General features: G+C 69.8%; 19 protein-coding genes. 9 read left to right on the top strand and 10 right to left on the bottom strand.

Going from position 1 to position 22,625, the window contains the following annotated elements; translation table 11 throughout:
- The first annotated feature begins 16 nt into the window (after nt 1–16).
- From AC4FS1_RS06705 to AC4FS1_RS06685, 5 genes are all read left to right on the top strand, one after another.
- A complete protein-coding gene (locus tag AC4FS1_RS06705; protein WP_491155665.1) occupies nt 17–994 on the top strand; it encodes an aldo/keto reductase in 978 nt (325 codons plus the stop codon).
- Between the two features lie 103 nt (nt 995–1,097).
- Nucleotides 1,098–1,871, top strand: a complete 774-nt coding sequence (locus AC4FS1_RS06700) for a PP2C family protein-serine/threonine phosphatase (protein WP_491153561.1) — start codon at nt 1,098–1,100, stop codon at nt 1,869–1,871.
- 91 nt (nt 1,872–1,962) lie between these two features.
- Entirely contained in the window at nt 1,963–4,749 is a 2,787-nt protein-coding gene (locus AC4FS1_RS06695) for an FtsK/SpoIIIE domain-containing protein (protein ID WP_491153559.1), read from the top strand.
- 32 nt (nt 4,750–4,781) lie between these two features.
- On the top strand, nt 4,782–6,320 hold the full coding sequence (locus tag AC4FS1_RS06690; protein ID WP_491153557.1) for an APC family permease: 1,539 nt from the start codon (nt 4,782–4,784) through the stop codon (nt 6,318–6,320).
- A gap of 9 nt (nt 6,321–6,329) precedes the next feature.
- On the top strand, nt 6,330–7,550 hold the full coding sequence (locus tag AC4FS1_RS06685; protein ID WP_491153555.1) for a saccharopine dehydrogenase family protein: 1,221 nt from the start codon (nt 6,330–6,332) through the stop codon (nt 7,548–7,550).
- A 141-nt stretch (nt 7,551–7,691) separates the two neighbouring features.
- Here the strand turns inward: AC4FS1_RS06685 and AC4FS1_RS06680 are convergent, their stop codons facing one another.
- From AC4FS1_RS06680 to AC4FS1_RS06670, 3 genes are all read right to left on the bottom strand, one after another.
- Nucleotides 7,692–8,540, bottom strand: coding sequence for an endonuclease domain-containing protein (locus AC4FS1_RS06680; RefSeq protein WP_491153553.1), 849 nt, complete (start codon nt 8,538–8,540; stop codon nt 7,692–7,694).
- A gap of 595 nt (nt 8,541–9,135) precedes the next feature.
- Nucleotides 9,136–10,251, bottom strand: coding sequence for an alanine dehydrogenase (gene ald / locus AC4FS1_RS06675; RefSeq protein ID WP_491153552.1), 1,116 nt, complete (start codon nt 10,249–10,251; stop codon nt 9,136–9,138).
- Between the two features lie 35 nt (nt 10,252–10,286).
- The gene (locus tag AC4FS1_RS06670; RefSeq protein ID WP_491153550.1) at nt 10,287–11,270 is read right to left on the bottom strand and encodes an asparaginase; all 984 of its coding nucleotides are present in this window, start codon (nt 11,268–11,270) and stop codon (nt 10,287–10,289) included.
- A gap of 65 nt (nt 11,271–11,335) precedes the next feature.
- Here AC4FS1_RS06670 and AC4FS1_RS06665 point away from each other — a divergent pair, with 65 nt between their 5' ends.
- Entirely contained in the window at nt 11,336–11,803 is a 468-nt protein-coding gene (locus AC4FS1_RS06665) for an OsmC family protein (protein WP_491153548.1), read from the top strand.
- A gap of 81 nt (nt 11,804–11,884) precedes the next feature.
- On the opposite strand, the gene glpK is transcribed toward AC4FS1_RS06665, so the two are convergent.
- The 3 genes from glpK to AC4FS1_RS06650 form a co-directional block, all read right to left on the bottom strand.
- Nucleotides 11,885–13,399: a glycerol kinase GlpK gene (gene glpK, locus AC4FS1_RS06660; RefSeq protein WP_491153546.1), complete on the bottom strand. Its 1,515-nt coding sequence runs from the start codon at nt 13,397–13,399 to the stop codon at nt 11,885–11,887.
- 74 nt (nt 13,400–13,473) lie between these two features.
- The gene (locus tag AC4FS1_RS06655; RefSeq protein WP_491153544.1) at nt 13,474–14,229 is read right to left on the bottom strand and encodes an MIP/aquaporin family protein; all 756 of its coding nucleotides are present in this window, start codon (nt 14,227–14,229) and stop codon (nt 13,474–13,476) included.
- A gap of 115 nt (nt 14,230–14,344) precedes the next feature.
- The gene (locus tag AC4FS1_RS06650; RefSeq protein WP_491153542.1) at nt 14,345–16,069 is read right to left on the bottom strand and encodes a glycerol-3-phosphate dehydrogenase/oxidase; all 1,725 of its coding nucleotides are present in this window, start codon (nt 16,067–16,069) and stop codon (nt 14,345–14,347) included.
- A 110-nt stretch (nt 16,070–16,179) separates the two neighbouring features.
- On the opposite strand from AC4FS1_RS06650, the gene AC4FS1_RS06645 reads away from it, so the two are divergent.
- Nucleotides 16,180–17,151, top strand: a complete 972-nt coding sequence (locus AC4FS1_RS06645) for a sugar-binding transcriptional regulator (RefSeq protein ID WP_491153540.1) — start codon at nt 16,180–16,182, stop codon at nt 17,149–17,151.
- Between the two features lie 6 nt (nt 17,152–17,157).
- On the opposite strand, the gene dhaM is transcribed toward AC4FS1_RS06645, so the two are convergent.
- From dhaM to AC4FS1_RS06625, 4 genes are all read right to left on the bottom strand, one after another.
- Nucleotides 17,158–17,919: a dihydroxyacetone kinase phosphoryl donor subunit DhaM gene (gene dhaM / locus AC4FS1_RS06640; protein WP_491153538.1), complete on the bottom strand. Its 762-nt coding sequence runs from the start codon at nt 17,917–17,919 to the stop codon at nt 17,158–17,160.
- Complete coding sequence (gene dhaL, locus AC4FS1_RS06635; protein ID WP_491153536.1) at nt 17,916–18,554, bottom strand: dihydroxyacetone kinase subunit DhaL; 639 nt, start codon at nt 18,552–18,554, stop codon at nt 17,916–17,918. The genes dhaM and dhaL overlap by 4 nt, the downstream gene beginning before the upstream one ends.
- Nucleotides 18,555–18,561: 7 nt before the next feature.
- On the bottom strand, nt 18,562–19,554 hold the full coding sequence (gene dhaK, locus AC4FS1_RS06630; protein WP_491153534.1) for a dihydroxyacetone kinase subunit DhaK: 993 nt from the start codon (nt 19,552–19,554) through the stop codon (nt 18,562–18,564).
- A gap of 85 nt (nt 19,555–19,639) precedes the next feature.
- Nucleotides 19,640–20,401, bottom strand: a complete 762-nt coding sequence (locus tag AC4FS1_RS06625) for a lysophospholipid acyltransferase family protein (protein ID WP_491153533.1) — start codon at nt 20,399–20,401, stop codon at nt 19,640–19,642.
- 113 nt (nt 20,402–20,514) lie between these two features.
- Between AC4FS1_RS06625 and AC4FS1_RS06620 the strand changes: the two genes are divergently transcribed.
- Both AC4FS1_RS06620 and dxr read left to right on the top strand, forming a co-directional pair.
- Nucleotides 20,515–21,468 carry an FKBP-type peptidyl-prolyl cis-trans isomerase gene (locus AC4FS1_RS06620; protein ID WP_491153531.1) on the top strand — a complete coding sequence of 318 codons (954 nt, stop codon included), beginning with the start codon at nt 20,515–20,517 and terminating at the stop codon, nt 21,466–21,468.
- A 29-nt stretch (nt 21,469–21,497) separates the two neighbouring features.
- On the top strand, nt 21,498–22,583 hold the full coding sequence (gene dxr, locus AC4FS1_RS06615; RefSeq protein WP_491153529.1) for a 1-deoxy-D-xylulose-5-phosphate reductoisomerase: 1,086 nt from the start codon (nt 21,498–21,500) through the stop codon (nt 22,581–22,583).
- Nucleotides 22,584–22,625 lie beyond the last annotated feature (42 nt).

Genomic DNA, 22,625 nt, shown 5'->3' with positions numbered 1-22,625 from the left:
ATAGCGTGGAACCATGATGAACTCGGTTCCGCTTCGCCGCGTCGGTGAGTCCGGCCTGCTCGTTTCCGCGGTCGGCCTCGGCGGCAATAACTTCGGCCGCGCCGGAACCCGCACGGAGACCCTCGACGGGACACGCGCGGTGCTCGACGCGGCCATCGAGGTCGGGGTGACGTTCATCGACACCGCCGATGTGTACGGCAAGGAGTTCGGCCTCTCCGAAACGCTGCTGGGCGAGGCGCTGCGCGGCCGGCGGGACGACGTCGTCCTGGCGTCCAAGTTCGGCCACGCACAGCTCGCGCCGGCCATCGGCGGCGGTAGCAAGGGCTCACGCACGGCGGTCCGCCGTTCGGTGGAGGCGACGCTGCGGCGCCTCGGTACCGACTGGATCGATCTCTACCAGCTCCACACCCCCGACCCGGCGACGCCCATCGAGGAGACGTTGGACGCGCTGGGCGACCTCGTGCGCGAGGGCAAGGTCCGTTATCTCGGGCACTCGAACTTCGCCGGGTGGGCAATCGCCGAGGCTGCGGCTGCGGCCGATCGCAGCATCCGCTTCGTGTCGGCGCAGAACCAGTACAGCCTGCTTGCCCGAGCCGCCGAACGTGAGGTGCTCCCGGCGGCGCGACACTTCGGCCTGGGATTCTTCCCGTATTTTCCGCTGCACAACGGCCTGCTCACCGGCAAATTCACGCGCGAGGGCGGCCCGGAAGACAGCCGCATCCTGCGCCAGCGCCCGCACCTGTGGTCGGAGGCGCCGTGGGACCGGCTCGACGCGTACCGCGCCTTCGCCGAAGAGCGTGGCATCACAATGCTCGAGGCGACCTTCGGGTGGCTGCTGGCTCAGCAGCCCGTGTCGAGCGTCATCGCCGGAGTGACGAGCCCCGAACAGGTGCGGGCGAATGCCGCCGCGGCCACCGCGTGGACACCCAGCGCAGACGACGTGGCAGCCATCGACGCCATCCTGCCGCTTCCCAAAGACCCCGCGGCCGGATGAGTCGTCTTCGGGGGATGCCACGGCGGGCGGGAACCGGTCCATTAGGATGTGAGGACGCCGCACGGGTCCAGCGCGGCGACCGTATTCGACCGGAGGATGTGGCGTGCCCCAGGTGACCACCAGCACCCGCTCCGTCCACCTGCAGGACGGGACGATCGAGCTGTCGTGGGCTGAGGTCACCGACACGGGCCGTCGGCGCGAGGCGAACCAGGACGCCGTGCTCACCAGCTACCCCCTGTTCGTCGTCGCCGATGGAATGGGCGGCCATGTGGGCGGCGAGATCGCCAGCGCCAGCACCGTCGACCGCCTCCGCGGCATGGTCGACGACGGCAGCGTCACCCCCAAAGCCATCGAGAAGGCGCTCGTTCGGGCGGTGAAAGACATCCTGTCCCACCCGGAGACCACCGACGAGGGCACGGGGACGACCCTGACGGGGGTGTTCCTGGACACCTCGCAGCATCCACCGCACTGGGTCACTCTCAACATCGGCGATTCCCGCGTGTACCTCTTCCGCGACGGCGACCTGGTGCAGATCACGACCGACCACTCGGTCGTGCAGGAGCTGGTGGCCGCGGGACGGCTGAGCCCTGAAGAGGCCGAGAACCACCCCTACGGCAACGTCATCACGCGCGCGGTCGGCCCGACGGAGAGCGTCAAGCCCGACTACGTACGGCTGGACGTGCTGGACGGCGACCGGTTCGTGATCTGTTCCGACGGGCTGACCAAGGAACTCACCGACTACGGGATCCGCCACTTCCTGGACGAGAACCCCGATCCGGCGGATGCGGTGGAGGCCATGCTCGACGCGGCGCTGGAGAACGGCGGCCGCGACAACGTGACGATCGTCGTGCTCGACGTCCACCGCAGAGCCGACTGACTCTTCCTCCCCAACCCGCCTCGCGCAGGCGGTTTCCCCGCACGCGATCCCCCGCCGCCCCGGCGGACCGTGAACGCGGTGCACTGGGGGGATGAGCGCCGCCGGTTTCCCCCCTTCCGTCGCTGCGCGGCGCGGCGACGGAACAGCCCTGTCTCTCCCGCCCCGACAGACACCGCACGCACGTCCCGCCGTCCCGTGGCTCGCCTCGGCGGTTCCCGTCGTGGGAGCGCTCGGGTTCTGGGCCTTCACCGGTTCGGTCTTCGCACTGTGGTTCGCACTCCTCGGTCCGCTGATCGCAGGGGCGGGCATCGTGGACGGGATGCGGAGCACCCGTCGCGACCGCCGTGTCGGCGAGCGGGAGGCCGCAGAAGCGCTGTCCCGCACCCGAGAGCACGTCGACGAGCGTCACGCGATCGAACGGCGGCTGCGGGACGCACGTCACCCCGACGTCGCCGGCTACCTCGCCCGGCCCGAGCAGATCTGGCGGACCGGAACCGAGCGGGCGGGGTTCGTCGTCGCCGGGCGCGGCGTCGTCCCGAGCGACACCCGGCTGAGTGTTTCGGGGTCGCACCCCGACGACCTCCGCCTCGCGCAGTCGGCGCGCGTGTTGGAGAACGCCCCCGTCCCCGTCCCCCTGGGCGGGGGGTGCGCCGTTGTGGGGCCCGACACGCTCGCGCGGGCGGTCATGCGTTCCCTGTTGCTGCAGGTCGCGATGGCGCACCCACCGGGCGAGTTCGAGATCGCCACGCGTGACGACCGGGAAGGCTGGGTGCACGCGCTGCCCCACGCCTCGGCGGCGGCCGCGCGCAGGGTCGTCTGGGCGCGGCCCGGGGCGCCGCTTCCCGAAGCGGATATCGTCCTGCTGTGCACGGCTCCGGGCGATCCGCTGCCCCCGCGCTGCGACGTCGTCGTGACCCTGACCGGTCCGGGAACCGCACGCGTGGAGGTCGGTGTGGACGCTCACGATGTCGAGGTCGAAGCGATCGGGGCGGTGCAGGCGGCGCACATCGCGGGCGAGCTCGCCGCCCGCTCGGTCGCCGGCGGTGGCGCCGCGCACGACGATGCGGCGCCTCTTCCGCTGTCCGCTGTGAGAGCGGCCGGGAGGGAACGCGCGCGCATGGGGCTTCCCGTCGCGATCGGCATGTCGGGCGGCGAACCGTATGTGGTCGACATCGTCGGCGATGGTCCGCATGCGGTGGTGACCGGGATGACCGGTGCGGGGAAGAGCGAGCTGCTTGTCACGTGGGTCACGGCGCTCTCCGCGCGGTATTCCACGGCCGACGTCACGTTCCTCCTTGCCGACTTCAAGGGGGGAACGGCCTTCGAGCCGCTCGCCGCGCTCCCGCACGTCACGGGCGTCATCACCGACCTCGATGCCCGCAGTGCCGGCCGGGCCATCGACAGCCTGCGCGCGGAGATCCGTCACCGCGAGGCCCTCCTGGCTCACGCGGGCGCTCGGGATGTCGCGGCCGTCGATCTTCCGCGCCTCGTGGTGATCGTCGACGAGTTCGCGGCGCTTCGCACCGCCCACCCCGACCTCGAGCCGCTCTTCGCCGATCTCGCCGCGCGCGGCCGGGCCCTCGGCATCCACCTGATCCTCGGTACCCAGCGCGCGGGCGGTGTCGTCCGGGATGCGCTCCTGGCCAACTGCGGGCTGCGGATCAGCCTGCGGGTCGCCGACCCGTACGACAGCACCACCATCGTCGGAACCCCCGACGCGGCCGCCCTGTCGGGCGGACCCGAAGCACGAGGCATCGCCCTGATCCGCCGCGCGGCCGACACCCGCGCGGCCCGCGTGCGGATCGCGCTCTCGGCGCCGGCAGATCTGGCCGTGGCCGGGATGGGTGCCGGTCCGCAACCCCGCGCCAGCTGGCTCCCCGAGCTGCCGACGACCGTGCGCCTCGACGACATCCGGGCGCCTGCTCCGGGCATCGTCCTCGGCATGCGCGATGACCCTGCGCAGCAACGGCAGGACGCGGCTCTGCTCAGCCGATCGGAGAGGGGGCTCCTCGTCGTGGGCGGGCCGGGATCGGGCAAGACCACGGCCCTCCGCACGATCGCCGCGCAGGTGCCCACCCGGCTCTGGGTCGGCACCGACCCGGAACAGGCCTGGGACGCCCTATCGACCGCGGCGGTGCATCCACCGGCCGGCGGCACAGCCGTGTTCCTGGACGACCTCGACGCGCTGGCCGCTCGACTGCCCGACGAGTACGGCCGCGCGGCGGCAGAGGCCGTGGAGCGCCTCATCCGCGATGCCGGGTCCCTCGGCATCCAGGTGTTCGCGGGGGCGCAGCGACTGACCGGCCTCGCGGGCCGCGTCGCGGATCTCTTCCCTGCGCGCCTCATCCTTGCCACGCCGACGCGGGCGGAGCACGTCGCGGCCGGGGGAGAGGCGTCGGACTTCACCCCCGCAGCCCCTCCCGGCCGCGGAGTGATGGGTCGGAAGGTCGTGCAGGTCGCCCTCGCGCCGGATGCTCCGCAGCCGACACCGCCGGCTGTCGTGGAGCTGTGGCATCCGCCGATCGGCGTGTCCGGGTTCATCACCCGTCGCGGCTCCGCTCCGGCGCTCGAGCGCTGGGAGCGCAGCGGGGTGCGACTCCGGGGGGTGGAAGCCCCGGGCGACCCGGCGGAGCCCGAGCCGGGCGGGCGTGTCGTGCTCGTCGGAGACCCGGAGCAGTGGATGGCCCGCCCGCGCCTGCTGGAGCGGATGCGGTCGAGCTCGGCCCTCGTCATCGACGCGGGGTGCGGGCGCGACCTCCGCGTTCTCACCGGCGACCGTGACCTCCCGCCCTACGCCCAGCCGCACGGAGGCCGGGCATGGGAGTATGCGGGAGGACCGCCCCGTCGCGTCGCGGTGACACCGTCGGCGATTGCTTGACCGTGAACCGCACGGAGCCCTACCTTCAGCAGATGGCCACCACGGAACTGAACCGCCCGGACGGCAAGGGACTGGCTGCGGGGTCACTGGGGCTGTGGGGATCGGTCGTCATCGGCCTGGCCTCCACGGCGCCGGTGTACTCGCTCGTCGCGACGCTGGGATTCGTCGTGCTCGCCGTCGGAGCGCAGGCGCCGATCGCGTTCGTCCTGGCGTTCCTCCCGATGCTGTTCATCGCGTTCGCCTACCGTGAGTTGAACAATGCCGTGCCCGACTGTGGCACCACGTTCACCTGGGCGACCAAGGCGTTCGGTCCGTGGGTGGGTTGGATGGGTGGCTGGGGCGTCGCGGTGGCGGGGATGGTCGTTCTCGCCAACCTCGCGCAGATCGCCGGCATCTATTTCTGGTCGCTGATCGGCGACGGGTCGCTCTCCGAGAACGTGCCGCTGGTCACCGCGACCGGCGTCGTCTTCATCGCGGCGATGACCTGGGTGAGCTGGCGCGGGGTCGAGATCGGCGAACGCATCCAGAACGTGCTGCTGGGGATTCAGTACCTCGTCCTGGCGGCCTTCGTCGTCGTCGCACTGTGGAAGTTCTTCGATGGATCAGCGCCCGACCCCACGCCTTTCGACATCGCCTGGTTCAACCCGTTCGGGTTCACGGAATGGAGCGGTTTCACCGAGGCGGTTCTGCTCGCGGTGTTCATCTACTGGGGATGGGACACGTGCCTCGCCCTCAACGAGGAGACCAAGGATCCCCAGCGCATCCCGGGCCGCGCGGCGGTGCTGACCACGGTCATCCTGCTCGTGACGTACGTGGGCGTGACCGTGGCGGCGATGATGTACGCCGGACTCGGCGAAACCGGCACCGGCCTCGGAAACGAAGCGAACGCCGACGACGTGTTCCTCGCGCTCCGGGAGGGACTCTTCGGCCCGCTCGGTTGGGTGCTCATCGTCGTGGTGCTGATCTCGGCGGTGTCATCCACGCAGACAACGATCCTCCCCACGGCCCGCGGCACCCTCGCGATGGCCGCGTACAAGGCTCTGCCGAAGCGGTTCGCGAACGTGCATCCGCGGTACCGGACGCCGTCTTTCTCGACGCTGGTCATGGGCGTGGTCGCGATCCTCTATTACATCGGGATGACCCTCATCAGCGACAACATCCTGCAGGACTCGATCCTGTCGCTGGGCCTCGCGATCGCGTTCTACTACGCCATCACCGGCTACGCCTGCGTGTGGTATTTCCGGCGGGACCTCTTCAGCTCGGCACGCAACCTCGTCTACCGCGGCATCCTGCCCCTGGCAGGTGCCCTGATGCTGACCTACGCATTCGTCCAGTCGGCCATCGACATGTACGACGTCGACTACGGGTATACGGTGCTTCTCGGCGTCGGCGGAACCTTCGTGGTCGGCATCGGCGCGCTCGCCGTAGGCGTGCTGCTGATGTTCCTGTGGTTCCTCTTCCCGAGGTCGAAGCCCTTCTTCCGTGGGGAGAGCCTCAACCGGGATACGCCGGTCCTCGTGCCCGAGGAGCCGTCGGATTATCTGCGGTCGGTCGACGGCGGGCTGGTCTGAGGAGCACGCATGCGCATTCTCATCCTCGGCGCCGGCGGCGTCGGGTCGGCCGCCGCCCGGATCGCCGTGCGGCGCTCCTTCTATGACGCGCTCGTCATCGCCGACTACGACCCGGCCCGCCCCGAGACGCTGATCGCCGAGCTGGGCGACCCACGTCTGAGCGCAGCCCAGGTGGATGCATCCCGTCCCGAGTCGGTGGCCGATCTCATCCGCGAGCACGACATCACGCACGTCCTGAACGCGGTCGATCCGCGGTTCGTCGTGCCGATCTTCGACGGCTGCTATGCCGCCGGTGCCACCTACCTCGACATGGCGATGAGCCTGTCCACGCGGCATCCCGAGCATCCGCACGAGCTGACCGGCGTCAAGCTCGGCGATGAGCAGTTCGCGCGCGCGGACGCGTGGGAGAGCAAGGGACTGCTGGCGCTCGTCGGCATCGGGGTGGAACCGGGGCTCTCGGACGTGTTCGCACGGTATGCCGAGGACGAGCTGTTCTCCGACATCGACGAACTCGGCGTCCGAGACGGGGCGAATCTCGTCGTGGCCGGCTACGACTTCGCGCCCTCGTTCTCGATCTGGACGACGATCGAGGAGTGCCTCAATCCGCCGGTCATCTATGAACGCGACCGCGGCTGGTACACGACGGAGCCGTTCAGCGAGCCCGAGATGTTCGACTTCCCCGACGGCATCGGGCTGGTCGAGTGCGTCAACGTCGAGCACGAAGAGGTGCTACTCATGCCGCGATGGACGAAAGCGAAGCGGGTCACCTTCAAGTACGGCTTGGGCGACGAGTTCATCAAGGTATTGAAGGTCCTGCACAAGCTCGGGCTGGATCGCACCGAGAGCGTGAAGGTGAAGGGGGTGGAGGTGTCGCCGCGCGACGTCGTCGCGGCGGTCCTGCCCGACCCCGCCACGATCGGCGACAGGATGAGCGGCAAGACGTGCGCGGGAGTGTGGGTCACCGGGACCGGCAAGGACGGTGCCCCGCGGTCCACGTACCTCTACCACGTCGCCGACAACGAGCACACGATGGCGGAGTACAACTCGCAGGCCGTGGTGTGGCAAACAGCCATCAATCCGGTGATCGCCCTCGAGCTGCTCGCATCCGGTGCCTGGGCGGGCGCCGGCGTTCTCGGTCCGGAGGCGTTCCCCGCCCGTCCGTTCCTCGACCTTCTCGCCGCTCCCGCGCCGGGGGGCTACGGCTCCCCGTGGGGCATCCAGGAGAAGTAGCCGCCCACCCGTGCCCCCCGCGCCGTGCCGCTCCCGCGGGATGCGTTCGCGGGATCAGGAGTTTTCGCGGGTACAGGCCGTTCTTGGCGGCATCCGCCTGTCTCCGCGAAAACTCCTGATCCGGTGCACGCCGCGGCAGGGTCAGGACACGCGTCGCCGATGCAGACCCTGCGCCATCGCGGTCAGTACGGTGTCCCGGACGTCGTCCCCTGCGAAGAGCACCTGCTGATGGTCGAAGCGCAGCACCGTGTAGCCGCGCAGCACAAGTCGCGCGTCGGCGGCGATGTCTCGGCGGCGGTCGGCGGCCTGGTGGTACGCGAAACCATCGATCTGCACGATGAGCGACTCGCCGATGAGGCCATCGACCGGATGACCGTCGATCCAGATCTGCTGCGCCACCCGCACGCCGCACCCCCGCATGATCCAGGCGAAGCGGGTCTCCAACCCGGAATCCGACAGGGATGACGCCAGATCCGCCAATTCGGATGCCGCTGAAGAGCGCCACTGCACGCGGGGTAGCTGGTCCGCGCCGACCACGCCTCTGCGGATGGCGGACTCCCAGAGCATCGCTGCATCCGCGACAGGAAGGCACCGCGCGGCGTGGAAGAGCATGTTGAGCGGGTGGTCGTCGACAGAGTTGCGAACGACGGGCGCGGGACCCGTCGACCAGTGCACCGTCAGGCCCTCCGTGTCGAGCCGGGATGCGGTGCCGGGTACGGCGATGTGAACCGTCTCCTCGGACGGGACCCACAGGCCCCGAAGCGCGGCACCGGAGACGCACGTCACCCGCCCACCGAGCCGTGCGGCAGAAGCGCGGCGCGGATCGCATGCTGGCGACACCAGCCAGGAACGCCGTACGCGCAAGACTTCGCCGGCGTCGACGGCGTCCGCAATCCGACGCGTTGTGAAGCCGGCGGCGCGAGCGGCCGAGGTGTGGGCGACCCCGTGTTGCAGCGTCAGCCAGTCGAAGAGGGCAACCGTTGTGGACATGCAGAGCAGGATGCCTGGCACGGGGCTGTGTGGGGGACTGTTGTCGTTCCGCCGTGGACAAAGCCGCAAACGTGCGGCCTGTGCAGGAGCACTGATGCGTCCCCGCCGGCGCGTATCCGCCCGCGTTCGACACGTCCACCCGCGGGAGGGCCCCCGCGTTGTGGAATCAGGAGATGTGGCGGAGACAGGCGGATCTGACGGCGATTGTCCTGTGTCCGCGAAAACGCCGGCGTTCGACGCGAGAACGCCGGCGCAGGATCTGCGCGGGCCCGCGCCGCTTTGGAGGCGAGGGCGCCTCGGTACGAGGACGGCCCGCGTTGCGGAATCAGGAGATACGGCGGAGACAGGCCGATATGACGGTGATCGTCCTGTGTCCGCGAAAACGCCTGCTCTCGACACGAAGGTGCGCCGCGCGCCGGTGCTGCGCCCGGGGGGAGGTGGGAAGGTGCGCCGCGCGCCGGTGCTGCGCCCGGGGGGCGTGCGAAGGTGCGGCGCGCACGTGCGGCGCACGCGCGGGGCGAGGGCGGTCCGACACGTGCGCCGCGCGCCGCCCGCCGGCGACCCCGCGGGCTCGGCACGAAGCCGCCCCCGCCGGTCAGGCGAGGGCGTCGGCGAGGGATGCTGCGGGCAGGCCGTGCGCCGTGGCGACACCGGCGTTGAGCAGCGCGCCGCCGGCGGTGTTGAGGCCGCCCGCGAGAGACGGGTCGGAGCGGAGGGCTTCCTTCCATCCCCGCCCGGCGATCTGCCGCACATAGGGGAGCGTGACGTTGGTCAGCGCCGACGTCGAGGTGTTCGGAACAGCCCCGGGCATGTTCGCGACGCAGTAGAACACCGACCCGTGCACCGTGAAGGTGGGGTCGGCGTGGGTGGTCGGACGGGTGTCGGCGAAGCATCCACCCTGATCGACCGCGATGTCCACCAGCACGCTCCCCGGCCGCATCCGCGAGACCGTCTCGTTCGACACGAGCTTGGGCGCCCGGGCCCCGGGAATGAGCACCGAGCCGATCACGAGGTCGGAGTCGATCACGGCGCGTTCGAGATCCAGGGGGTGGGATGCGGCGGTGCGGATGCGGCCCTGGAAATGATCGTCGAGGTACCTCAAGCGCTGGACATTGGTGTCGAAGACGGTGACCTGCGCGCCGAGGCCCATCGCGATGACGGTGGCGTTGGCGCCGGCGACACCGCCACCGATCACCGTCACCTGCGCCGGCCGCGTGCCCGGTACACCCGACATCAGCAACCCCAGCCCTCCCTGGGAACGCAGCAGCGTGTGGGCGCCCACGGTGGGGGCGAGGCGTCCGGCGACCTCGCTCATGGGCGCGAGGAGGGGCAGCCCGCCCCCGGGGAGCTGGACGGTCTCGTAGGCGATGGCCGTGACCCGGTCGGTCAGGAGACGTTCGGTCAAGGCCCGGTCGGCGGCAAGGTGCAGGTAGGTGAACAGCACGAGGTCGTCGCGGAAGTACCCGTACTCGCTCGCAATCGGCTCCTTCACCTTCAGCAGCAGCTCGGCGCGCGCCCACACCTCGGCGGCGCTCTCCAGAAGCACGGCGCCGGCGTCCTGGTAGTCGGCATCCGACATCGACGACCCGAGTCCCGCGCCCCGCTGCACGAATACCTCGTGACCGGCGGCGACCAGGTCGTGCACTCCGGACGGGGTAAGGGCCACTCGATACTCGTGGTCCTTCACTTCGGTGGGAACGCTGATTCTCATGGAACCGACCTTTCCGCACGCCGGGTGGGCGTGCCCTAGAAGGCGGGGCGGATCGCCCCGACATCCTTCCCGCCGCCGGAGATCGACAGCGGAAGTCTCGACATCGCCTCGGCGACATCCGGAGCCGGGAGAGCCCCGGCGCGTTCGAGCAGTCGCAGAGCGACGGCGGAGGCAGCCCGTCCGCTGCCGTCCAGGATCTTCAGGGCGACGGTCGTGCCATCCGGCGCCACCATGACCATGACGCCCTCGGCGCCGCCCTTGGCGAACACTCCCAGGCGCTCGGTGACGATCGTGTCGGGTCGCCCCGGACCGTCGATCGTCCACGGGTTCTCGCGGACCGCACCCACGAGGGCACCCGCGTTGCGATGCAGCGCGAAGGGCGAGCGTTCGGACGACGTGCCCACGCGCTGAAGGGCGTGGGCGAATCCGGCCAGGGTCATCGCGTACACCGGCGCCCCGCATCCGTCGATCGCCGTCGCGGCCGGCTTCTCGCCGGTGAGCCGCTCGACCAGTTCGCGAATGTGGATCTGCATGGGGTGGGCGGGGTCGAGGTAACCGGCGGTGTCCCATCCGTTGGTCGCACACGTGAGCAGCATGGCCGCGTGCTTGCCTGAGCAGTTCATCCGGATGCGCGCGGGCTCAGCGTGATCGCGGACCATTTCGTCCCTGGCCGCGGTGTCCGTCGGCCAGGCGGGCGGGCACCCCAGTGCGTCTTCGCCGAGCCTCGCCGCACCGAGGATCTCGCGGACGACCGAGACGTGCCGGTCGGTGCCGGTGTGGCTGGCTGTGGCGAGCCCGAGCATCGTCCCCTCGAGGGGAGCGCCCGCGGTGAGGCATGCGAGAGCCTGCAAGGGTTTCATGCTCGAGCGCGGCAGGATCGTCGCCGAAACGTCTCCCAGCCTTTCGGCGACCGTGCCGTCCGGTGCCAGGACGATCGCGATGCCGGAGTGGCGGGACTCGACGAATCCGTTTCGCTCGACGATGGCCAGGTCGACGGATGCGGCGGATGTCAACGGCACGCCCCCACACTATCGTCGTGTACCCCGCCGCCCGGGAGGCGACGCTCGGATGGAAGACTGGACGGATGACGGCAACGCACTCCTATCGGGTCCATGCCACCTGGACGGGCGACCGCGGGACCGGAACCACCGGTTACCGCGACTACGACCGCTCGGTGACGATCCGAGTCGAGGGCAAACCCGACATGCTGATGTCGGCCGACGTGCCCTTCCGCGGCGACGCCGCCCGGTGGAATCCCGAAGACCTCCTCGTCTCGGCGCTCGCCGAATGCCACCTGCTGTCGTACCTCTACGCGTGCGTGCAGGCCGGCGTCGTGGTGGTGGGCTACGAAGACGAGGCTGTCGGCACGATGGTGGTGGACGGCAACACGGGCGCGTTCAGCGAGGTCGTGCTGCATCCTCGCGTCACGGTCGCCGAGGCGTCGATGGTGGACGCGGCGGCCACCGCTCATGAGAACGCCCACGACTGGTGTTTCATCGCCAACTCGGTGAACTTCCCCGTGCGCTACGAGCCCACGATCCTCGTCGCCTGACCCTTCCCGCACGCCGAAGCCGCGAGAATCCAGTCTCGACGGGCGAGCGGATTCTCGCGGCCTCAGCGGACGCGCGGAGGGTCAGCGCACGTCGTCGTCGACCCAGTCCATCGACTTGGTCACGGCCTTCTTCCATAGCCGCAGCTGGCGATCACGCTCGTCGGGATCCATGTCCGGCTCCCAGCGCTTGTCCTCTTGCCAGTTGGCTCGCAGGTCATCGAGGTTGTCCCAGAAACCCACGGCCAGGCCGGCCGCATACGCAGCGCCGAGCGCGGTGGTTTCGGCGACGACCGGCCGGATCACCGGCACGCCCAGGATGTCGGCCTGGAACTGCATGAGCGCATCGTTGGCCGTCATCCCGCCGTCGACCTTGAGCTCGGCGAGGTTGACGCCGGAGTCGGCGTTGACCGCATCCAGCACCTCGCGGGTCTGGAATGCGGTGGCCTCGAGAGCGGCGCGGGCGATGTGGTTCTTGTTGACGTAGCGTGTCATGCCCACGATGGCGCCGCGCGCGTCCGGCCGCCAATACGGCGCGAACAGGCCTGAGAAGGCGGGAACGAAGTAGACCCCACCGTTGTCGTCCACGGCTTCGGCGAGCTTTTCCACTTCCGGCGCGGAGCTGATGATGCCGAGCTGGTCGCGCAGCCACTGGATGAGAGAACCCGTGACGGCGATCGACCCTTCCAGTGCATAGTGGGCCGGCCCGTCGCCGAGCTTGTATCCGAGGGTGGTGAGGAGGCCGTTCTTCGAGTGGACGATCTCCTCGCCCGTCTGGAAGATCAGGAAGTTGCCCGTCCCATAGGTGTTCTTGCTCTCGCCCGGGTCGTACGCGGCTTGACCGAAGGTCGCCGCCTGCTGGTCGCCGAGGATGCCGGCCACCGGTGTCTCGCGCAGCAGCGACGAAGACTCGGCCTTGCCGTACACCTCGGAGGAGGAGCGGATCTCCGGCATCATCGAGCGCGGTACGCCGAAGACCTCGAGGATGTCGTCGCGCCACTGGAGCGTCTCGAGATCCATGAAGAGGGTACGGCTGGCGTTGGTGACATCGGTGGCGTGCACACCGTCCTCGGGGCCACCCGTGAGATTCCAGAGCACCCAGGAGTCGGTGGTCCCGAAGATGAGGTCGCCGGCTTCGGCTTTCTCCCGTGCCCCATCGACGTTCTCGAGGATCCATACGATCTTGGTACCGGAGAAGTAGGTCGCCAGCGGCAGCCCCACGATGTCTTTGAAGCGTTCGACACCGCCGTCCACGGCGAGGCGGTCGACGATCGGCTGCGTGCGCGTGTCCTGCCAGACGATGGCGTTGTATACCGGCTTGCCGGTGTTCTTGTCCCAGACCACCGCGGTCTCGCGCTGGTTGGTGATGCCGATCGCGGCGATGTCGTGGCGGGTGACGTCGGCGCGGCTGAGGGCCAGGCCGATCACCTCCTGCACGTTGCGCCAGATTTCGAGAGGGTCGTGCTCGACCCAGCCGGCCTTCGGGAAGATCTGCTCGTGCTCCTTCTGTCCGACGGAGATGACGGTTCCCTTGCGGTCGAAGATCATCGCGCGGGATGAGGTCGTGCCCTGGTCGATGGCGAGAACGTAGTCGGCCATGTGTGACTTCCTTGTCTATGAGGGGTGGAGAGGGGAGGGGCAGTGGACGCCGCCGGGCGGCGGCGTCCACGGGATCAGCCGAGGTTCAGGAGGAGCGGCGCCAGAAGGGCGGCGAGTGCCGCACCGATGAAGGGGCCGACGATGGGAACCCAGGAGTACGCCCAGTCGCTGGAGCCCTTGCCCTTGATGGGCAGGACGGCGTGGGCGATGCGCGGGCCGAGGTCACGCGCGGGGTTGATCGCGTACCCCGTGGGGCCACCGAGGGATGCTCCGATTGCGACCACGAGCAGCGCCACGGGGACGGCCGACAACGGGCCGAGGGCACCGGGCGTCCCGATCTCGACGTCTCCGTAGTCGGCGAACGCGAAGATCACGAACATCAGGACGAAGGTGCCGATGATCTCCGTGACGAGGTTCCAGCCGTAGGAGCGCATCGCCGGTCCCGTAGAGAAGACCGCGAGCTTGAGCGCCGGGTCGGGCTCCTCGTCGAAGTGCGTCTTGTAGGCGAGCCATGCCAGCACCGCGCCGAGGAACGCGCCGATCAACTGAGCGGCGACGGCGACGAGGAACATGACGAAATCGATCGTGCCCGCGATCAGGAGAGCGAGGGAGACGGCCGGATTGATCATCGCCCCCGAGTAGGCCGAGACGAGCACACCCGCGAACACCGCGAGCCCCCAGCCCCAGTTGATCAGGAGCCAGCCGCCACCGTTGCCTTTCGTCCGGGCGAGGACGACATTCGCCACCACCCCGGCGCCGAGAAGCAGAAGCATCGCGGTGCCGATCAGTTCGGACAGGAAATACAGACCTAGATTGACTTCTTCTTGCATGTCGACAGTGACCTTTCAGTGAAGTTCCCTCTTGCCTATCCATGCACCCTCGCGGGGCCTTGGACGTGAGGCTAGCGGTCCGGGTGGCCGGTCGTCAGGGGGGCCGGCGCATAGCTCACATCTGCGCGGTGTCGACCTCCTCGAACTCGACGCGGTGCGCGGTGCGCAGTATCTCCACCGTGCGCGCGACCTCGTGATCGCACCTCTCCGCATCCCACCCGAGCACGTCGGCGACGGCATCGGTGACTTCGCGGAGGGTCTGGGGGGTCATGCCGCCGACGAAGGCGAGCGAGGTCCGCCGGAGCAGGAGGTCGATGAGGTGGACCACACGCTCGGTGGCGGCGAGGTGGGCGAGTTCTTCGCGGTAGTACCCCGGGACATGCTCGAGAGGAGTCGCGTCGACGGGGATGGCGGCCAGCACTTCGGTCGCCCGGGTGCCGTAGCGGGTCAGCATCCGGCCGGCGATCTCTTCCGAGTGACCGGCGGCGTGATCGTGGACCCAGCGGCGGCGGTCGGCGTCGGTGCGCGGGTACCCCTTGCCGCCACCGATGGCGAGCCCGACGGTGCTCACGCGATGCGGGCGGCCGAGAGTCTCCATGGCGCGCGTGCTGAGGTGCTCGGCGAGGGCACGGAACGTCGTCCACTTCCCTCCGACGAGGCTCAGGAGGGGCGTCCCCTGGTTCGTGTCGTCCACGATGCGATAGTCGCGCGAGACGAACCCGGGGGCGGTGTCGTCGTGACGGGGGAGGGGGCGGATGCCGGAGAAGGTGTAGACGATCTGCGACCGGTCGACGACGATGTCGGGGAACACCTGACTGACGAGGTCGAAGAAGTAGTCGATCTCCTCGTCGGTGGTGACGACGGGCTGGGCCGGATCGGCGTCGATGTCGGTGGTTCCGACGAGAACGCGACCCTTCAGCGGGTAGATCAGCACGATGCGTCCGTCGGAGTGCTCGAAGAAGATCTCGCGACCCTTGGTCGCGGCGAGCAGCTCGGGGTGGTCGAGCACGATGTGCGAGCCCTTGGTGCCACCCATGAAGCGGGTGGGCATGCCCATGGTGTCGTTGGTGAGGTCGGTCCACGGTCCGCTGGCGTTCACGACCACCTTGGCGCGGAGGGAGAACTCCTCGCCGGAGACCTCGTCGCGGAGCTGCACGGCGCCGTCCGACATCCCGACGGCTCCGACGTAGTTGACCGCGGATGCGCGGGGGCCGCCTGCTTCGAGACCGTCGTGCAGCACGTCCAGCGCAAGGCGCTCCGGGTCCCACATCGATGCGTCGTAGTAGGTCGCGGTGTACTTGACGTCGGGGTTCATGTCGGGGAACTCCGCGAGCGACTTCTTCCGCCCGAGGAAGCGGTGGCGCGGTACGCTCCCCCCGCCGCGCGAGAAGGTGTCGTAGATCATCAGGCCGGTCTTGATCAGAAGCGCCCCGCGCTCGCGCGGCTTGCCGCGACCGTGCGTCACGAGAAGACGAATTGGCGCGGAGAGGATGCCGGACAGCGTCTTGAAGATCGGGATCGTGGTCTCCAGCGGCCGCACGTAGTGCGGAGCGGTGCGCAACAGCGCGTTCCGCTCGGTGACAGCCTCTTTGACGAGCCGGAATTCGCCGTTCTCGAGGTACCGGATGCCTCCGTGGACCATGTGGCTCGACGCCGAGGACGCGCCCGACACGAAGTCCCCGCGCTCGACGAGCGCGACGTCCACGCCCTGCAGGGCGAGGTCGCGGAACGTGGCGATGCCGTTGATTCCTCCACCCACGATCAGGATGTCGACCTCCCGGCGCTCGCGGAGCGCTTGGACGTCACGGCGGGAGGGGAGAATCGGCGTCGACGGAGTCACGGATCCGACCTTTCATGGGGTGCGTCCACCCACTCTGTCGCGGCTGTGAACGGAGTTGCAAGCTATCTGCACAAACGTGCAGAGTGGGCTTACGGACGACAGGAGAACTCATGGCCCGAGCAGCTTCACGGGTGCAGGATGCACTGCGCGCGGCGCAGTTGTACTACCTGCAAGACCTGACGATGGAGGCCATTGCCCGGGAGATGCACGTCTCCCGCTCGTCCGTTTCGCGGCTGCTCTCCTCGGCGCGCGAGAGCGGCCTGGTGACCATCTCGATCCACTCGCCCCAGGATGCGCGAGACCAACTGGAGAACCGCCTCGCGCGGCGGTTCGGCATCACAGCGCACGTCGTTCCCACCCCGGATCGCATCAGCGAGGCCGAGCGCCTGGAGCGGACCGCGCTGTCGGCGGCGCGGATCCTCACCGAGCGCGTGGACTCGTCGATGACGGTGGGGATCGCCTGGGGTTCGACGTTGTCGGCTGTCGCGCGGCACCTTCCCGCCAAACGTACGCACGACTCCCACGTCGTGCAGATGAACGGCGCAGCCAACGTGCGCACGTCCGGCATCCCGTACGCGGGGGAGATCCTCACGAGGTTCGGCAGCGCGTGGTCGGGGTCGGTGCACCAATTCCCGGTCCCGGCGCTGTTCGATGACCCGCTCACCAAGAGCGCGATGTGGCGCGAACGCTCCGTGCGAGCGGTGCTGGAGATCCAGGAGCGGGCGAGCGTGTTCGTGTTCGGTCTGGGTTCACCGCACGCTGACGTCCCGTCGCACGTGTACTCCGGCGATTACTTCGACGAGGCCGATCGCCGGTCTATCGAGAGGAACGGCGTGGTGGGGGACTGCGCCACGGTTTTCTACCGCGTCGACGGCACGTCGGAGGGCATCGACCTCAATGAGAGGTCGAGCGGCCCCGACCTCGATGCCGTCCGCCGCATCCCGACGCGGTTCTGCGTCGTGTCGAGCCTTTCCAAGCTCGACAGCCTGCGCGGAGCTCTCGCCGCGGAGATCATCACCGAGTTGGTGGTGGAGGAGTCGCTCGCGAGGCAGCTGCTGGAGGTGAGCGGAGCGGCGCGGTAGCGACGGTCACAGTTCGCCGAAGCCGTCCTCCACCATCGCGCGCAATTCGTCCGTGGCCGCCTGAGCCTGCGGCCCGGATGCGGTCACGCGGATACGGGTCCCAGGCCGCACGCCGAGGGACATGAGGGCGAGGAGACTGTCGCCTGCAGCGGGGGCGGAGCCGGTGTCGAGGTCGGTGACCTGCACCTTCGCGTCGAAGCGCCCGGCGGCGCGGACGAACGCCGCGGCAGGCCGGGCGTGCAGTCCCGACGGATTGCGCACGACCGCCTCGAAGGACGCCTCGCCGCCCGCGGCCCCCGCAGATCCCGCGGTGGTGGTCGCCGGCGCATCATCCCCGACCGCTGTCTTGCTCACCGCAGCATCCGCGTCGTCGCCCAGTTGCGCGCGCTTGGCCGCCATGGCCCCGCCGATCTCGGTGACCACCGCATCCAGCGACGCCCCTGCGGCCGCCGATACGACCGCGGCGACCAGCCCCTCGACGAAGGGGGCCGGGCTCAGCATCACGCGTGTGTCGCTCTGCACGAAATCCCGGGCCATTTCGGCGCTGAGGATCGCCGAGCCGAGGTCCATGACGACCAGGACTCCGTCGTCGGATGCGGCTCGGTCGATCGCCGCGGCGATGTCGACCGCATCCGTGCCGAACCCGCCGTCGGCAGTGCCGGCGGCGACCTCGATCCGCGGGGGAGCGCCCCCTCCCATCTGCAGCGCGAGATCGACCGCCGCAGCTGCCAGGGGGGCGCTGTGGGAGACCACGACGATCCCGATCACGCGGCCGGTCCCAGCGCGTCGCGGAGCGCCTCCAGGAGCAGTGTCGCGGAGGCCGCTCCGGGGTCCATGTGTCCGGCGCTGCGCTCGCCGAGGTAACTCGCGCGACCCTTCCGTGCCACGAGCGGGATGGTGTCGTCACGCCCCTTTTCCGCCGCCGCCACAGCGGCGTCTGCGGCCGCGAGGGCGTCGGCACCGGTGGCGACCGCCGCATCCCATGCGTCCGCGGCAGGGAGGAGGGCATCGATCATGGTCTTGTCGCCGAGCTCGGCTTTGCCGCGCGCGACGACCCCCTCGATGCCGGCGCGGAGGGCAGCGCCCAGGGCTGCGGCGTCGAGCGAGTCGGCGGCACCTGCTGCCGCGCCCAGGCGCAGGAAGAACGTGCCGTACAGCGGGCCGCTCGCCCCGCCCACGGTGGACACGAGCGTCATACCGACGGTCTTCCCCAGGTCGGCGGCTGTCGTCGGCGGGTCGGAGTCGAGCCTGGCGACGACCGCGTGAAGGCCGCGAGCCATGTTCGAGCCGTGATCGGCGTCGCCGATCTCCGAGTCCAGCGCGGTCAGTTCGGCCTCGTGCTCGGTGATGAGCGTATCGAAGCGGGTGATCCAGGAAGTGAGGTCTGCGGAGGTGACGGCCATCCGCGCCTCACGCTCCCCAGCGAAGACCGGGCGTCACCACGGGCGCGTCCCACAACCGGACCAACTCGTCGTCGGCTTTCACGACGGTCAGCGAGCACCCGGCCATGTCGAGGCTCGTGATGTAGTCGCCCACGAGCGAGCGCTGCACCTCGACGCCTGCGTCAGCCAGCAGCGCCGCGACTTCGCCGTACATGAGGTACAGCTCGATCAGGGGCGTGCCGCCGAGGCCGGAGAGCAGAACGATCGCGGGGCCGGCGGCGTCGAAGTCGGTCAGGATGGGATCGACCAGCATCCGGGCGATCTCGGAGGCGGATGCCAGCGGCACGCGTTCGCGGCCGGGCTCGCCGTGGATTCCCACACCCACCTCCATCTGGTCATCGGGGAGGTCGAAGGTGGGCTTCCCCGCGGCCGGGACCGTGCAGCTGGTCAGGGCGACACCCATCGACCGCCCGTTCGTGCTGACCTTCTCGGCGAGGGTGACCACGGTGTCGAGGTCGGCCCCCTCCTCCGCGGCGGCGCCGACGATCTTCTCCAGGACGACCGTGGTCCCGGTGCCGCGGCGGCCTGCTGTCCAGGTGGAGTTCTGCACCGCGACATCGTCGGCGACGACCACGGACTCGACGCGGATGTCTTCGGCCGCGGCCAGCTCGGCGGCCATCTCGAAGTTCAGTACGTCGCCGGTGTAGTTCTTCACGATGAGCAGGACGCCGGCGCCGGCATCGACGTTCTTGGTGGCTTCCAGCACCTGGTCGGGTGTCGGCGACGTGAAGACCTCGCCGGCGACCGCGGCATCCAGCATCCCCGTTCCGACGAACCCCCCATGCATCGGCTCGTGCCCTGACCCGCCTCCGGAGACGAGGGCCACTTTGCCGGCGCGGGGCGGGTCGCCGCGGTAGATGACGCGGTTCTCGGCGTCCACCCGCAGCTCTGGATGCGCGGCTTGCAGCCCGCGCAGGGATTGGACGAGGACATCGGCGGGTGCGTTGATGAACTTCTTCATGGGCCCTCCCAGACGCGACGGTGCGGTCAGGGAGAATCTCCACCCGACCGCCTGCTCTGTCAAGGGCGCCGGGTCGGGTGCGGCTTCAGCGCCGCTCGTGCGGAAGCACCTGCCGGATGCGTTCGATCGGGCTGGCGGCGGGAACTTCGTTGTAGACCCCGGCCAGCTCCTGGCCCGAGAGGGCGTGGATCGCTGCCATGATCTCGTCGGTCGCCGCTCGCCGGGCGCGACCGGACGCCGCCGGCCCATGCGCGCTCAGGTCGAGGGGAGCTCCGAATCGCACCGTGATGCGCGTCCGGAGAGTCGGGAATCGCGCCCCCACCGGCATCGCGACGTCCGTGCCGGAGAGTCCGACCGGCACGACCGGGGCGCCCGTCTGCAGAGCGAGGAAGGCGACGCCGGTCCGCCCCTTGTACAGGCGGCCGTCGAGCGATCGGGTGCCCTCCGGATACAGTGCGACGGCACCGCCGTCCTCCAGGATGCGGCGCTGCTGGTCGAGGGCGTCGAGGGCAGCCTGACCGGCGCCGCGTTCGACGGGGATCGCGCCTAGCGCCGAGAAGAATTGGCGCGAAGCCCACCCGTCGAAGTAGCTCGACTTCGCCAGGAACCGTACCGGCCGAGGAGCGGCCACGGGGATGGCGATCGAGTCGATGAACGAGAGATGGTTGCTCGCGAAGATCACCGGCCCCGTCCGCGGCACCAGCTCGCGACCCTCGATGTGCGGGCGGTACACCGCGCGCGCCAGGGGAGCGACCACGATCCGTCCGAAAGCGTAGGCCGCTCCGGTGCCTGCGAGCGGCTCGGGATCGGCGCTCTCGGCGGGGATGGCCGCCTGCTCGGATGTCACCCGTCGAGGCTACTCCGCATTGCATTCTTGGATCGGCATGCCCGGCTCCCAGGCGCCTCGTAGGCGGGATACGCCAGGATGGAACGGTCCCCCAAATCTCGAGAGGTTCGCCCGTGCGCTTCCGACCGCTTGCCACCCTGTCCCTCGTCGCTGCCGCGGCCGTCGTTCTCGCGGGCTGCTCGGGCGGATCCACGCCTGAGGAAAGCCCGACCGGCACGCCCGGTGACCTGTGCGCGGCGGCAGCGCCCTCCGGTACGTCGTCCGACGCGATCGACGTATCGGGCGAAGTGGGCACCCCCGCAACCGCGACGTTCGACCTGCCGCTGGAGATCACGGAGCTCGAGCGCACCGTCGTGTCCGAGGGTGACGGCGATGACGTCGCCGCAGGGGATTACGTCGCCTATGGCCTCACGGCCTTCGACCCCGAATCCGGCGGACAGCTCGGCACCCTCGGCTACACCGAGGGCGAGCTTCTGCCGCAGCAGATCTCGCCCGACAGCGTGCTCGGGAAGTTCTTCGGCTGCGCCCCCGTCGGCACACGCGTGGCGACCGTTCTCCCCTCCAGCGACGGCACCTCCGCGCCGGTGGCCTACGTCGTCGACCTCACCGGCATCATGCCCTTGAAGGCGACGGGTGAGGACCAGGCCCCGGTCGAGGGGCTCCCCACGGTCGAGCTCGACGAGGACGGCGCGCCGACGATCACGATCCCCGACACTGAGGCACCTACGGAAGCGCGGGTGGAGACCCTCAAGCTCGGCGACGGCATCGAGGTGCTTCCCGGCGACAGCGTCATCCTGCAGTACCGCGGCGTGAAGTGGTCGGACAGCGAGGAGTTCGATGCGAGCTGGTCCCGCGGCGAGCCCGAGACCTTCCCGTCGACGGCCGGTGTCATCGAAGCGTTCCGTCAGGCGTTGGAGGGTCACACCGTCGGGTCGCAGATGCTCGTGGTTGCCCCGCCCGCCGCAGCCTACGGCGCCACCGAGGGCCACGAACTGCAGAACGAGACCCTGGTGTTCGTCGTCGACATCCTCGCGACGCAGCATCCCGCCGCCGCCACCGCCCAGTGACGCGCCGCCCGCCTCGGTAGGCTGACCGGATGCGGCGCGTCCTCATCCTCGGCTCGACCGGGTCGATCGGAACCCAGGCCCTCGAAGTGGTCCAGGCGCATCCCGACCGCTTCCAGGTCGTCGGGTTGGCCGTCGGCCGCGACCGCGACGGGATGCGTGCCCAAGCCGATCTCTTCGGAGTCGAGCACACGGCCGTCGGCGCGGCGGAAGCGGAACAGCTGGTCCGCGACGTCCATGCCGACGTGGTGCTCAACGCGATCACGGGCTCGGTCGGCCTGGGGCCGACCCTCGCCGCGCTGGAGACCGGCCGCACGCTGGCGCTGGCCAACAAGGAGTCGCTCATCGTCGGCGGCGACCTCGTCACGGCGCTCGCCGCGCCGGGGCAGATCATCCCGGTCGACTCCGAGCACTCCGCCATCGCGCAGGCACTCCGGGCCGGGGAGCGCGGGGAGGTGCGTCGGCTCGTGCTCACGGCATCCGGTGGACCCTTCCGCGGACGGACGCGCGCGGAACTCTCGGGCGTCACCCCGGCTGAGGCGCTCGCCCATCCCACGTGGGACATGGGGCGGGTGGTCACGACCAACTCGGCGACGCTGGTGAACAAGGGCCTCGAGGTGATCGAGGCGCACCTGCTCTTCGACGTGCCGTACGACCAGATCGACGTCGTGGTGCATCCGCAGTCGATCGTGCACTCCATGGTCGAATTCGTCGATGGCTCGACGATCGCGCAGGCCTCACCCCCCGACATGCGCTTGCCGATCTCGCTGGGACTGGACTGGCCGCACCGGGTGGCGGGCGTGGGACAGCCGCTGGACTGGACGGTCGCGTCGTCGTGGACCTTCGAGCCGCTGGATGAGGACGCGTTCCCCGCCGTGGCGCTCGCCAAGCAGGTCGGGATGCTGGGTGCCACCTACCCCGCGGTCTTCAACGCCGCGAACGAACAGGCCGTTGACGCGTTCCACGAGCGGCGGCTGCCGTTCCTCGGCATCCTCGACACGGTCCGGGAGGTCGTCGAGGCGCACGAGGCGCCGGGGGAGCTCACCCGCGAGTCTCTCGCCGACGCCGAGTCGTGGGCGCGGGCCGCCGCCGACCGGGCGATCGCTGCCGCCTCCTGACGCCGAGAAACGACGATCCGGACGAAAAACGACGCGCGGCGT

The sequence above is a fragment of the Microbacterium sp. Z12_35 genome, from assembly GCF_058310475.1.
The sequence above is the reverse complement of the archived record's forward strand: the minus strand, read 5'-3'. Positions and strand labels throughout refer to the sequence as shown.